Genomic DNA, 12373 nt, shown 5'->3' on the forward strand with positions numbered 1-12373 from the left:
TTGTAGCTCCGGGAAATAAATATACGGAACATGTGCTTTATCATTCCAAAGATTTATACGTGAAAATCGGTAATCAGGAAAAGTTTCCACTGATCTTTGAAGGAGGGCTGGAAATGGCTGCTCAGTTCGGAGGGAATGCATTTATTGGGAATGAAAAGATCGATATGCCGAATGGGATAAAGGATTTCTTTAAAGTGTTTATTCCGAGTGGAGGTGGTAGTGATACGCCAATGGGGGAACAACTTAATGTATATGGCAACCATTTAGGTAGCTGGAACTTTTCATTCACCTGGTATGCTCCGCAGGACTGGACGGTTCGCCCTTATTATGAACATTATTTTGAGGATCACTCACAAATGTTCGGGGAATATGGCTGGAAAGATTGTCTGGCAGGAATAGAAATAACGTTTCCTGAAAATCCTATCGTTAGCAGTTTTGTTTACGAATATATTTCAACAAAGGATCAGACAGGTCCTGTTTATTGGGATCATACGCCGGAGATACCGGAGCAAGTAAGTGGAGCTGATAATTATTATAATCATAGTATTTATACCGGTTGGCAGCATTGGGGAATGGGTATTGGAAATCCTTTAGTGATGTCTCCTGTTTATAATAAGGATGGAGACATCAGTTTTAAGAGTTCACGTATGCAAGGACATCATTTGGGGATCATGGGGAATCCAGCAAGCGATTTGCAGTATCGTATTCTATTGTCGTTTACCCGCAACTGGGGAACGTATGGTTTACCTTTTTATGAGATCAAAAAGAATGGAAATGCGTTGGTCGAATTAACTTATACGCCCCATCAGCTGAAAGGCTGGGACTTTACAGCATCTCTTGGTGTTGATAGAGGCGGAATGCTTGGTAAAAGTGCCGGAGGAATGCTGACAATCAGAAAAACGGGATGGATATGATGAATTCAATGAAAAGGTCTATAATAGCAGTACTGTTAGTTTTGATAGTCAGTGCTTGCGGAAAAACACCGATCAACGGAGACTTGGATGGCCGTTGGCAGATCCTAAAAATCGAATATGCTTCCGGAGAAGAAGAAACACCGGAACGAGCATATTATAGTGTGGCTTTACATACGATCAACTTGATGCAAGTAGGTGTTACGAGCCAGACAGGGAATATGGAATATACCGGGGATTCATTGTTTGTCGAAATGCCCATCAGTAAAATTGAAGATCTATTGCCTTTCGGCATGAATGGGACAGAGCAACGTTTCGGTGTAAAAGGATTAACGTCGAAACACCTGATCTTACAATCGGACTTTGCTCGGTTGGAGTTCAGAAAGTTCTGATTTGAAATTTGTCAGAAATGTCCCACCTTTTTCTGAATCGAAATATCAATAAAAACAAATAAAATATGAAAATGAACTTGTACAAACAGTCCTTCTGGGCTTTGCTTGTGGTGATACTGAGCTCTTGTGCGTCACCTAAAAACATTATTTACATGCAGGATGTGGAACCTTTTCGTCAGGGAAATATCGAACAGATATACGAACCGATCATCCATGAGGATGATTTGCTGGCAATCATGGTGAACAGTCGTGACCCGGAACTGGCATTACCCTTTAATATGCCGATGGTAACTTATCAGTTAGGGACAAATAATGGTACGACCGGTCAGCAGCGTGTGCTGGGATATCTGGTGGACCGCTATGGGGATGTCGATTTCCCGATCCTGGGCAAGATACATGCTTCGGGTCTTAGCCGTATGCAGCTGACAGAATTGATCAAGAAACGATTGATAGACGAGGACTTGATCAAGGACCCGATTGTAACGGTGCAGTTCCTGAACTTTAAAGTCTCTGTAATCGGAGAAGTAAGTCGTCCGGGGAGTTTTACCGTATCGGGTGACCGTATCACGCTACTGGAGGCTTTGAGTATGGCTGGCGACCTTACGATTTACGGTCGTCGCGATCGTGTGGCTGTGATCCGTGAGAATAACGGCAAACGTACAATCCTGTTTCATGACCTCCGTTCGGCGGATATCTTCGATTCGCCTTGCTATTATCTCCAGCAGAACGACATCGTGTATGTGGAACCGAACAAGGCAAAAGCGGGGCAAAGCGGCATCAACCAGAACAATACGGTAGGTGTGTGGGTATCGGTTGTATCCCTGCTGACTACAGTTGCAGTATTAATATTCAAATAACAAAGGAGTATAAGAACGATGAATCCCGAACAAGAAACAAATATGCTTCGTGCAGAGGAAAATGAGTTGAATCTGATTGATATCTACCGGGTTGTACGTGCGAACTGGTATTGGTATCTATTGTCGGTAGTGGTCTGTTGTGCGATAGCGGTACTTTACCTGGGGTGGGCACCGAAAATTTATCAGCGTACGGCAACGGTACTGATCAAGGACGATACGAAGGGAGGAGGCGCAGCCAGTGAGGCCGCCGTCTTTGAAGATTTGAATATGTTCAATATGAAAAGAAGTGTGGATAATGAACTGCTGGTCTTCAAGTCGAAACAGCTGATGAAATCAGTTGTTAAACGTTTGGATCTGGATATCAGTTACAGTATCCGTGAAGGGTTGCGTACAGTGGAGTTGTACAGCCATTCACCGGTGGTGGTTCGTTTTCCGGAGATAAATGAAAATCTGGAAATCGGATTGACGGTAGTACCTGTATCGGATAAGGAGGTAAGCTTGTCTGGTTTTACCTCCGAAGAACTGGAGGAAGAGGGGCAAACCCTGGAAGACCAGACGCAGACAGTGGCGTTGAACGATACGGTATCGACACCTATCGGGAAAGTGGTGGTAACTCCGAGCTTGTATTACACAGATCTTTATTACGGAAGTGAGATAACGGTCACCAAAAGTAGTCGGGACCGGGTTGCACTAAATTATAATGAAGCCTTGCAGGTAGCGTTGGCCAGTAAGACCGCTACTATCTTGAATCTTTCTCTGCAGGATGCCTCCGTTTCCCGTGCGGAAGATGTTCTTAATACTCTGATCGCAATTTATAACGAGGATGCGATAAGCGATAAGAACCAGGTGATGGTCAACACATCGAATTTTATTAACGACCGCTTGATCATCATCGAAAAAGAACTGGGAAGTGTGGATGCAGAGATCGAAGTCTTCAAAAGGGAGAACCAGTTGACCGATATTCATTCGGAAGCAGGGCTGTACCTGCAGGAAGGTAGCCAGTACAGCCAGGAAGGACTAGGTTTGGAGAACCAACTAACGTTGGCAAAATATATCCGGGAATATCTGACAGACCCACATAAAGGGGCTGATCTGATCCCTGCTAATACGGGTATCTCGGATGCAAATGTAGAAAGTCAGATATCGGAATATAACGCCTTACTTCTGAAACGGGATAAGCTGATCGGTAATAGCAGTAATAAGAATCCGGTTGTGATGGACCTGAACAATTCGCTGGGGGCGATGAAACAGACAATTATCAGGGCGGTAGATAACCTGATCGTGGGGTTGAATATAAAAATAAAGAATATACGTGAACGTGAAGCACAGACGACCCGTCGTATTGCCGCTGTCCCGACTCAGCAAAAGTATGTGCTATCGGTGGAACGCCAGCAGAAGATCAAGGAGGAACTTTACCTTTACCTATTGAATAAGCGGGAGGAAAATGCATTGTCGCAGGCGATTACGGAGAGTAATGCCCGCATCATTGACCCGGCACAGGGAAGTGAGAAGCCGGTGGCTCCCAAATCGATGCTGGTTCTTTTAGCCGCTTGTGTGTTGGGCATGGCGATTCCTTCCGGTATTCTTTGGATACAGTTGACGATGAACACTACAGTATGTTCAAGGAAAGATGTGGAAGATAACCTCTCCATCCCCTTCCTTGGTGAGATACCTTCGCGTAGCAGGAAAGACAAGAGTGAGATATTAGTGCATGAAAATGGTCGCGACGGTGTCTCTGAGGCATTCCGTATTGTCCGGACGAACATGGAATTTATGCGTGTAAAAGCAAAGGATCTGAAAGTAGTGATGTTTACCTCTTCGAATCCGGGTGCAGGAAAGACATTCGTGTCGATGAATCTGGCTATGAGTCTCGTTCTTACGAATAAGAAGGTAATCTTGGTCGATACCGATATTCGTAAGGGTACCCTTAGCGCCCGCATTAGTCACGCTAATGCGGGACTGACGCATTATTTGTCGGGAAGGGTGGAAGATGTGGATAAAATTATCGCTTCTTCGGGTCTCAACGATCGTTTGGATGTGATTCATGCAGGACCTGTACCGCCTAACCCTTCGGAGTTACTTTTAAGCAACCGTCTGGAAGAGTTGGTAAAGGCTTTGCGTGACCGTTATGATTATGTGATCCTGGACAATGTGCCTGCCGGTATGGTAGCGGATGCTACGATTGTGAATCGTGTGGCCGATCTGACGATCTATGTGATTCGTGCCGGCCTGATGGACCGTCGCCAGCTGCCTGAAGTAGAAAAACTGTATAAACAGGAAAAATTCCACAATATGGCGGTAATCCTGAACGGTATCAATATGAAACGTGCCGGTTATGGTTACGGCTATGGTTATGGCTACGGGTACGGTTATGGTTACGGAAACGAAAAATCTCAAAAAGGTAAAAAATGAAGAAAATAATTCGACAAATGTTGATCTGCCTGTTGTGGGTGGCCTGTGTGTCTGCAGCTTACGGACAGCATGCGGAGAATGTGTCCGCCGATACATTACAACAGTTTTCCCGGGAGCAACAGATGCAGGCACGTCTGGAAAACTATGTGCAGTTATTGTCCACGCACAAAAAGCCAGACAGACCTCGCGTGATGGTGATGCCTGTGATGGGATTCCGCTCTTCTCAGATGTCATATGGTTTGATGGTTGCGGCGATGAAGCGTACGGGCGGATATATAAAGGCTAAATATAGTTTCAGCAACACTCATTCAGGAGATTTCGACTGCGATGACGGAGGTGTGTCGGATGAGGATGGGCAGGTTCAGTGGTACACAGGAAAGACGGAGAAAAGCCGCTGGGCTGTTACGGGGGGGATCGTGCAACGCCTTTGGAAACCATTTTACCTGTATGCCGGAGTTGGATATGGAAGCCGTACGCTGGTTTGGGAAACTGTTGGAGGCAAGTGGGGGAAGAACAAGGATCATTCGGTTGAAGGTATGGAAGCAGAAGCCGGGTGTATTCTGTCAGTCGGTCCGATGGTGTTTTCACTCGGTTTACAGACGAACAGTTTTAAGTACCTGGAAGGGAATCTGGGAATAGGAGTTATTTTTTAATCGATGAACGGAAAAACAGAAGAATCCATGAATCTATTGAAGTATATATTGTTTTTTCTTCCTGTCGTATTGATGTTGGGAAGTTGTGAAAAGGATGCTGAGCCTGCAGCTGTATCGATAGGGATGCAGCTGGAAGAACCACTGCATATAGGACGAACGTATGTCCGCTTGAAAGGTCGTGTGACGAGTCAGGCTGCGTTGAAAGAGACGGGGTTCCTGTGGTGGAAGACTGGTGACCGGGAGCATGCTTCGGAGGTTGCTTGCCAGGATTCTTTGTCGTATGGTTTGCAGGTATTGTTGGAGGGGCTCGAGCCGGATGCGTCGTACGAATATTGTTTGTATGCAGGTAATGGGACAGACCGTCTAATGGGTGAGCCGGGTAGTTTTAATACGTTGTTGTATGGTGATCCGTTGCTTTCAGATTTGCAGGCAGACGGGGAGGTGGCTAATCTTTTCACTTTCAGGGTGAAAGATGATGGAATAGATGGAACGGGTCATAACTTACTCTCGAAAGGTGTTTGCTGGAATACGGAAGGCAGTCCGACGATAGATGACCGGAAGCAGGAAGCGGAAGGGGAGGCGACTGCGTTTACAGTTTCCATCCCGGACCTGCAGGAGAACACAACCTATTATCTTCGTGCTTTTGCATTGAACGACAGCTCATATTTAGCTTACAGCCCAGAGATAACGATTCACACGGGTAAAACGCTACCCAGAATCAGCGGTATTCAGTTATTGGATTCGTTGAAGAAGGAATTCTGTGCTACGCTGGAGGATATCGGAGGTGCTGAAATTATTTCGAGGGGGTTTTGTTGGAATACAACCGGCATGCCGACAGTGGAGGATGAAAAGGAAATAGCGAGCGATGATTTTACGGGCATGCTGACGAATTTGAATTCCAATACGCTTTATTATGTGCGTGCATTTGCAGAGAATGCGTATGGGATAGGTTATAGTGAGGAACTGGCGGTCAGTATCGTATCGCTGCCGATTGTGGGTACCGTAGAACGTATCGATCCGGAGAACAATGTCTTCCGTTCTGTACTGGTGACCGACGGTGGAAGTGAGATAACGGAAAAAGGTTTCTGTTGGAACATGACAGGAAATCCATCGGTCGGAGATCATGTTGTAGTGGCTGACGAAGATTTTACGGCCATGATATCTGAAATGGAATCGGGTACCTATTATATCCGTGCCTATGCCGTTAATAAGGCGGGGGTTGGTTATGGTGAAGAGTTGAGCGTTTCGATTCATGTCCTGACGATTCCTGTTCTGGATAGAGTCCGTATCATTGATTGGGAAACCAACCGGATACAATGTTCGATACTTAATGTGGGTGGCAGTAAAATAACAGCCAATGGTTTTTGCTGGAGTACACATGACTATCCGGATGTTTCGGATTACCTGCTGGATGCAGATGAAGATTTTACGGCCGTTATGGGGACAATGTATCCAGGGGTTTATTACATAAGGGCTTATGCGAGTAATAAAGTCGGTACGGGATATAGTCGTACGCTGGTACTGGATACACGTAAGGTTCCGGAAGTAGGGGAGATCGAAGTCTTGAATGCTGCAACATATACATATCGTTCGAGGTTATTGGATAACGGCGGAGGGAATATAAGCAAGTGGGGATTTTGTTGGAATACAGTCGGTGAACCAGATATCTGGGATGATAGTGTGCAGGCGGATAATGACTTTACGGCAACGCTCGGAGAATTGTCTCCGGGGATATATTATATCCGTGCCTATGCGATCAATGAAAAGGGTGCTGGTTACGGTCCTGAATATTCAATCGTTGTATCTCCATCGGAAAGTTACTGATTTGGAAATAAAGTATAGGGAAACCGATGTCCCTTCGCGATCTTTACCTTTCTTATAATTATTTTGTAACCGAAGAATCCGGCTGTCTGCTGGTTGGGTTCAGGGAGGATTCTGTAACTTTCATTGTAAAAGAGTTATGGAATAAAGATGCTCTTTGCCTGGCGGAGGTGGATGATCTGTATACAGAATTACAGAGGATCGGGGAGATGTGTAACTGTAAGCAATACCGTATCCTGGCACATGGCGGATATCTGCCGGAGGCTCTTTCTTTTGAGTTGCATGGTTTGACAGTATCCGACGAAAGCTATCTGAAAAGCCTGGAAAGCGGAAAACACATCGAACTCTTTTCCCATAATGAAGCCGCTTACCGCGCTATTGAGGAAGGCTTCCAAAAGAACCGTATCGGGGCTGTCGTACAGGCTACCGGAACGGGTAAATCATATCTTATAGCCCGTTATATTGTGAACCACCGGAAAGAACGAATTTTGGTTGTGGCCCCGAATGTTACCATTATAGCAGAGATAAAGAAAGCGGTAGGATGGAAAATGCGGCATGTTACTTTTATGACTTTCCAGGCACTATCACGCCAACGTGACAAGATTCCTCCCATGCAGGCAGACCATATCATTATCGATGAGTTCCACCATTTCGGTGCGGAGGTATGGGGAAAAGCCGTACAGGATGTGATCGATGCCAATCCGGAAGCCCGCGTATTGGGTATGTCGGCTACCCCGATCCGTCCGGAAGAGATGATGGATACGGTAGAGGTCTATTTCAAAGGGAACCTGTTTTATGAACTCTCCCTTTCGATGGCCTGGTATTATAAGATTCTGCCGGTACCGGTGTTGGTGCAGAGCGTATTCGATTTGAATAACCAGCTGAATAAGGTTCAACACCTGCTGAACAGAAGTGGCTGTACGGATGAACGACGGCAGCGTATTCAGGAGAAGATTGATTTTGCCCGGTTGGATTTCCGGGGTTCATGGAGTGCTTCGGAACTGATACGGCGTTACCTGCCGAAGGATGTGAAGAAGATTCTCGTTTTCTGTAAAGATAAGGAAGACCTTCAACATATGATGCCGGAAGTATCGCGCTGGTTGATACATGGCGGATTTGTATTTGAAATGTTTGAAATACATAATGGGTATAGTAACCGTGTAAATGAACGGACCCTCCGTGATTTTTGTACTGATACAGGTAAATTGCATGTGCTGTTCTCTATCAATATGCTGATCGAAGGATTGCATGTGGAAGGGGTGGATGCAGCCATGTTTCTGCGCCGGACAGAGTCGTATGTGGTTGCTTTGCAGCAGCTTGGGCGTTGCCTGAAAGCCGGTTCAGATGCCCGTCCTGTTGTGTTGGATTTTGTGAATAATCTTTCCGGACGTTCTGTTTATGAAGCGATGTCATATGACTTGTCTTACCATCCAGCTATCCGTGCGCCGAAGACATTCAAAGGATTCACCGAGTTTCAGGTAACAGGTTTCTTGTCGGATATCCGTGCCCGGGTGGATGATATGCTGGCAGAACTGGATGCGTGGCCGGTGATGTATGAACGGCTGATAGAATATAAAGAACGGGAGGGATGTTGGCCATGTGCAGCCGAGGGCCGATTGGGTAGTTGGTGTAACACCCAGCGGATCGCACGGAAAAAAGGGACATTGTCTGACGAATATATCTCTCGCCTGGAAGATATCGGTTTTGAGTGGGAGGTACAGGATAGCCGCTGGATGCAATATTATGAAGAGTTGAAATGTTTTATAGACCGGATGCACCGTCTTCCTAAAAAAGGAGAGAACAGTCTGAGTACATGGTGTAATACACAGCGGCAGAGCCGTAAAAAAGGTCTGTTGTCCGAAGAACGGGTGCGATTGCTGGATCACATCGGCTTTGTTTGGGAGCAGGACTTGGATGTCCAGTGGATGAAGAACTGGAAACAAGTGGTGCTCTTTTATCAGCAAAAGGGATATTGGCCCAAAAGTAACGATGGAAAACTGGGTGCCTGGTGTAGTACCCAGCGTAAGTACCGTAAGCAAGGAGTACTTGTATCCGACCGCGTCAGGATGATGGACGAAGCCGGTTTTATCTGGAATACCGATGATATCTGGCTGGAAAACTATGAAAAATTGAAACTGTTTTACCAGGAGAAACGCCGCTGGCCCACTGTCCGTGAAAATAAGCTCGGTAGTTGGTGCTTCGTTCAACGGCGTTTATCCAAAAACGGAAAACTTCTCTCCTGGCGAAAACAGATGTTGGAGTCGATCTCTTTTCCTTTATAATGTATGTGGCTTATACCAGTTTATTTTCCGGGAGAAATACATAATAGTTCCCAGTATAACGAATAAACCGATACTTCCTATAAGCAAGGCAACATCTTCGAGTTGCAGGACGACATACAGGAAAATATACAATAAACATAACATGCCGGTGAGTGCCCCGGTCTGTATCCTGTTCCTGAAAATACTATAGGTATAGGAGGTGATCAGTCCGATGGTGGCTATACTGGCAATCAGGTAGGCGATGCCGAAGTTGATTTGTTCGGATATGGACAGGAGCAGGCTGTAGAACAGTATCAGAGCCAGGCCGACCAGGAGATACTGGATCGGGTGGATCCGTTTTCCGGTCAGTATTTCGACAAAGAAAAAGACAACGAATGTCAGGGCAATGAACATGATAGCGTATTTGGCGGAACGCATGTTCTGCTGGTAATGGTTTACCGGATCGACCAGGTTTACACCGAAAGAGGAGTCTTCGAACGAGTAGGTTTGTCCGTCGGTCCACATTTCCGGGATACTCCGGTTAAAGCTGAGGATACTCCAGTTGGCTTCAAAGCCATTTTCAGTGATGGTATGGTCGGGGGTAAAGTTGCCGATGAAGCCGGGAGATTTCCAGTTGCCTGCCACGTGGACTTTAGTCGTTTTGCCGATTGGGATGAAATTTATGTTGCTGCTTCCGTTCAGTTTTAACTGGCATTTGAAGGTAAGCGGCTGTTCGGATTGAAGCACTTCGGGATCGTTTAACGGGATGGCGAGCATTTTGCCTATCTGTGTATCCAGATTGCCGGTGGTTTCTACTGTGTATTGTTTGTTCTCCAGCTTGAAATCGATGTTGTCGGTGATGCCCCGGAGGTCGGAAACACCGACTGCCATATAAGCCTGGTCCCAGTGGATAGTGCCGTTTTCTATCTTGGGGAAATTGATTTTGTCGAAGTTTCCGGAAATGTCTGTTTCACTTTTGTAAAGGATCGTTTTGTATATCCCGTAATATCTTTCTTCCGGGAATAGCCGGGTATCGATTGTCAGGTTTCCGGGAGTGATGGTCAGGACATGTTCCTGAAAATAGGTTTTATTGTTCGAATCGACATGCGTTGTTGTATAGGGGATGGAGAGGACCGGGCCGCAGAAGGTCTGGGCGTTGCTCCATTTGGCATTGATCTTTTCGATCGTTTCGATACTTCTGTCCTGTCTTTCCCGGATCAGATCCTGAATCATTAACCCCGGTATCAGTAAAATGAGGGTCAGAACTCCGATAACCATAGCCTTGAATGTAATGGACTGGTTGATTTTGCTTGCTTTTCTGATTGTTGTTTCCATAAATTTAACTTGTTTGTATGGGTTGAAAAGTACTTTGTGTTTCAAAGTGAATAGGTAAAAAAAATTATTTGATAAGCTCTTCCAATGCATCCAGGTGTTCCCGAAAGCATTTTCTTCCTTCTTCGGTGATTGTATACTGGGTATTAGGTTTCCGGCCGATGAACTGCTTGGTGGACCGGATATATCCGATGGTCTCCAGGGCTTTCAGATGGCTTGCCAGGTTTCCGTCGGTCAACTCCATCAACTGCTTCATGGTATTGAAGTCGGCTGATTCGTTTACCGACAGGATAGACATGATACCCAGTCGTATCCGGCTTTCGAAGGCTTTATTTAATTTGGACAGTATGTTTTTCATTCTTTCTTCAAATCATATTTGATGTACATAGCTGTGCCGTAAATGATATGGCAGACTCCGAATCCGATAGTCCAGAGCAAGAGGCTCCAGTCGGGGAACAAAGCGGAGATGATACCCAAAACGACTTCTGTCAGGCCCAGGTAATGGACTTCGTCGAGGGTATATTTGGATACATTGATCAAGGCGAGGCCATAAAAAGTAAGTGTCATGGTGATTGCCATTGCCAGGTCGCCGCGCAACAGAAAAATAAGCGCAAAGACACCTCCGGCAACCAATGGAATACCGAGGTGATAAAGTGTCCTTTTTATCAGGCTTTTGGAGGGCATCAGGTTCTTCTTCACTGACTTTTTCCAGGAAAAATAGATACCGAAGCAAATAGAGAAGAGCAGGACGGCAGCAGCATCCGTGATCAGCAGAGTGATTTCGCGGAACATCGCTTCGTGTGTCGTATTGAAGTCTGTGTTTGCCGGTTCCCTCAGAATATGGAAGTAGGCGAGTGCTGCCCCGATAATCGCTATAACTCCGGCTGATATGCCGGATAAACCGCTTAACGAAAGGAATTTGGATGATCTTTCCATCATCTCGCGAATGGCTTTTATGTCTTCTACTTGCTTGTTCATATACTTGCGATAAAAAGTACTTTGTGGCGCAAAGTTAAGAAGGATTCTGAAGAATCCAAATAAATGGGGTAAAGTTTTTAGGGTAATGTTATGGATCTAAATTAAAATTTAGTAGATTATTGTCGTTAAAGCTATCAAAATCAGATTTAAACAGTTGATCTTGTATAATTCTATATTTTTTGAATTCAGTTTCAGCAAAAGCTTTCGCAACTTGTGCTGAAATTGTACTTGAATTTTTTCCATCGGAAGCAGTTACCGAGAATTCCTCGGTAACTGAGTCGGGGTCCAATTCTCCATCATTAAATATATTTTTGAGGTGAAGTGAAATATTATCGGTCGAACAGTTAAATAAAACGGCCATTAGTTTTTGACTTAACCAAATGGTCTCATTTTGTACTCTGACTTCTATGCCATTTTCTTTAGCTTGATTTGTAAATATCAGAAATTCAGCTGTACTATTCTTAATTTGGAATTTTTTGCTCATTTTTTTATAGTCATTTGATTGGCTTTTAATTAATTCAGTTACATGTTTACTGATTAACGAATATTTATTTACAAAGATAGTGTCTTTATGTGTATAATTGATGAATTAGGCTTTAAAAGTGAGTACAAATTTATTACTTAAATCTCGGACTTACTCCTCTTACGTAACTCTTTGCTGGATTGAGAGGTTCGTTTTGTGGTAATGGGAAGCACAAGTTTACTGGATGTGATAGCTTTCATATAATAAATATTTATCTTTGTCTTCTGAAAATA

At 44.9% G+C, this 12373-nt stretch carries 10 protein-coding genes and 1 pseudogene; 7 read left to right on the forward strand and 4 right to left on the reverse strand.

Going from position 1 to position 12373, the window contains the following annotated elements:
• From DWW23_RS25185 to DWW23_RS25215, 7 genes and pseudogenes are all read left to right on the forward strand, one after another.
• Positions 1-914 (forward strand): annotated as a pseudogene (locus tag DWW23_RS25185) (capsule assembly Wzi family protein); the annotation flags it as partial.
• Positions 914-1303, forward strand: coding sequence for a lipocalin-like domain-containing protein (locus DWW23_RS25190; RefSeq protein WP_122357244.1), 390 nt, complete (start codon positions 914-916; stop codon positions 1301-1303). The pseudogene DWW23_RS25185 and the gene DWW23_RS25190, both read left to right, overlap by 1 nt.
• A 71-nt stretch (positions 1304-1374) precedes the next feature.
• Positions 1375-2160: a polysaccharide biosynthesis/export family protein gene (locus DWW23_RS25195; RefSeq protein WP_122357245.1), complete on the forward strand. Its 786-nt coding sequence runs from the start codon at positions 1375-1377 to the stop codon at positions 2158-2160.
• A gap of 18 nt (positions 2161-2178) precedes the next feature.
• Entirely contained in the window at positions 2179-4572 is a 2394-nt protein-coding gene (locus DWW23_RS25200) for a polysaccharide biosynthesis tyrosine autokinase (RefSeq protein WP_122357220.1), read from the forward strand.
• Complete coding sequence (locus DWW23_RS25205; RefSeq protein ID WP_233564455.1) at positions 4569-5225, forward strand: hypothetical protein; 657 nt, start codon at positions 4569-4571, stop codon at positions 5223-5225. The genes DWW23_RS25200 and DWW23_RS25205 overlap by 4 nt, the downstream gene beginning before the upstream one ends.
• A gap of 27 nt (positions 5226-5252) precedes the next feature.
• Positions 5253-7049 (forward strand): hypothetical protein, encoded by a 1797-nt coding sequence (locus DWW23_RS25210; protein WP_122357246.1) that lies wholly within the window; start codon positions 5253-5255, stop codon positions 7047-7049.
• A gap of 26 nt (positions 7050-7075) precedes the next feature.
• Positions 7076-9328 (forward strand): Helicase associated domain protein, encoded by a 2253-nt coding sequence (locus DWW23_RS25215; RefSeq protein WP_122357222.1) that lies wholly within the window; start codon positions 7076-7078, stop codon positions 9326-9328.
• Here the strand turns inward: DWW23_RS25215 and creD are convergent.
• The 4 genes from creD to DWW23_RS25235 form a co-directional block, all read right to left on the reverse strand.
• Positions 9323-10642, reverse strand: coding sequence for a cell envelope integrity protein CreD (creD, locus tag DWW23_RS25220; protein WP_122357223.1), 1320 nt, complete (start codon positions 10640-10642; stop codon positions 9323-9325). The genes DWW23_RS25215 and creD overlap by 6 nt on opposite strands.
• A gap of 64 nt (positions 10643-10706) precedes the next feature.
• The gene (locus tag DWW23_RS25225) at positions 10707-10997 is read right to left on the reverse strand and encodes a transcriptional regulator (RefSeq protein ID WP_122357224.1); all 291 of its coding nucleotides are present in this window, start codon (positions 10995-10997) and stop codon (positions 10707-10709) included.
• Positions 10994-11617, reverse strand: a complete 624-nt coding sequence (locus DWW23_RS25230) for a hypothetical protein (protein ID WP_233564456.1) — start codon at positions 11615-11617, stop codon at positions 10994-10996. Before DWW23_RS25230 ends, DWW23_RS25225 begins: the two co-directional genes overlap by 4 nt.
• Before the next feature lie 88 nt (positions 11618-11705).
• A complete protein-coding gene (locus DWW23_RS25235; protein ID WP_122357226.1) occupies positions 11706-12101 on the reverse strand; it encodes a phosphoribosylaminoimidazolesuccinocarboxamide synthase in 396 nt (131 codons plus the stop codon).
• Positions 12102-12373 lie beyond the last annotated feature (272 nt).

Source organism: Parabacteroides sp. AF14-59, assembly GCF_003479515.1.
Lineage (GTDB): Bacteria > Bacteroidota > Bacteroidia > Bacteroidales > Tannerellaceae > Parabacteroides > Parabacteroides faecis.

What these genes read in the sequence shown, in the direction of transcription:
- creD (WP_122357223.1), bottom strand. Translation starts at nt 10,642, where the DNA reads ATGGAAACAACAATCAGAAAAGCAAGCAAAATCAACCAGTCCATTACA.
- DWW23_RS25225 (WP_122357224.1), bottom strand. Translation starts at nt 10,997, where the DNA reads ATGAAAAACATACTGTCCAAATTAAATAAAGCCTTCGAAAGCCGGATA.
- DWW23_RS25230 (WP_233564456.1), bottom strand. Translation starts at nt 11,617, where the DNA reads ATGAACAAGCAAGTAGAAGACATAAAAGCCATTCGCGAGATGATGGAA.
- DWW23_RS25195 (WP_122357245.1), top strand. Translation starts at nt 1,375, where the DNA reads ATGAACTTGTACAAACAGTCCTTCTGGGCTTTGCTTGTGGTGATACTG.
- DWW23_RS25190 (WP_122357244.1), top strand. Translation starts at nt 914, where the DNA reads ATGAATTCAATGAAAAGGTCTATAATAGCAGTACTGTTAGTTTTGATA.
- DWW23_RS25200 (WP_122357220.1), top strand. Translation starts at nt 2,179, where the DNA reads ATGAATCCCGAACAAGAAACAAATATGCTTCGTGCAGAGGAAAATGAG.
- DWW23_RS25205 (WP_233564455.1), top strand. Translation starts at nt 4,569, where the DNA reads ATGAAGAAAATAATTCGACAAATGTTGATCTGCCTGTTGTGGGTGGCC.
- DWW23_RS25215 (WP_122357222.1), top strand. Translation starts at nt 7,076, where the DNA reads ATGTCCCTTCGCGATCTTTACCTTTCTTATAATTATTTTGTAACCGAA.
- DWW23_RS25210 (WP_122357246.1), top strand. Translation starts at nt 5,253, where the DNA reads ATGAATCTATTGAAGTATATATTGTTTTTTCTTCCTGTCGTATTGATG.
- DWW23_RS25235 (WP_122357226.1), bottom strand. Translation starts at nt 12,101, where the DNA reads ATGAGCAAAAAATTCCAAATTAAGAATAGTACAGCTGAATTTCTGATA.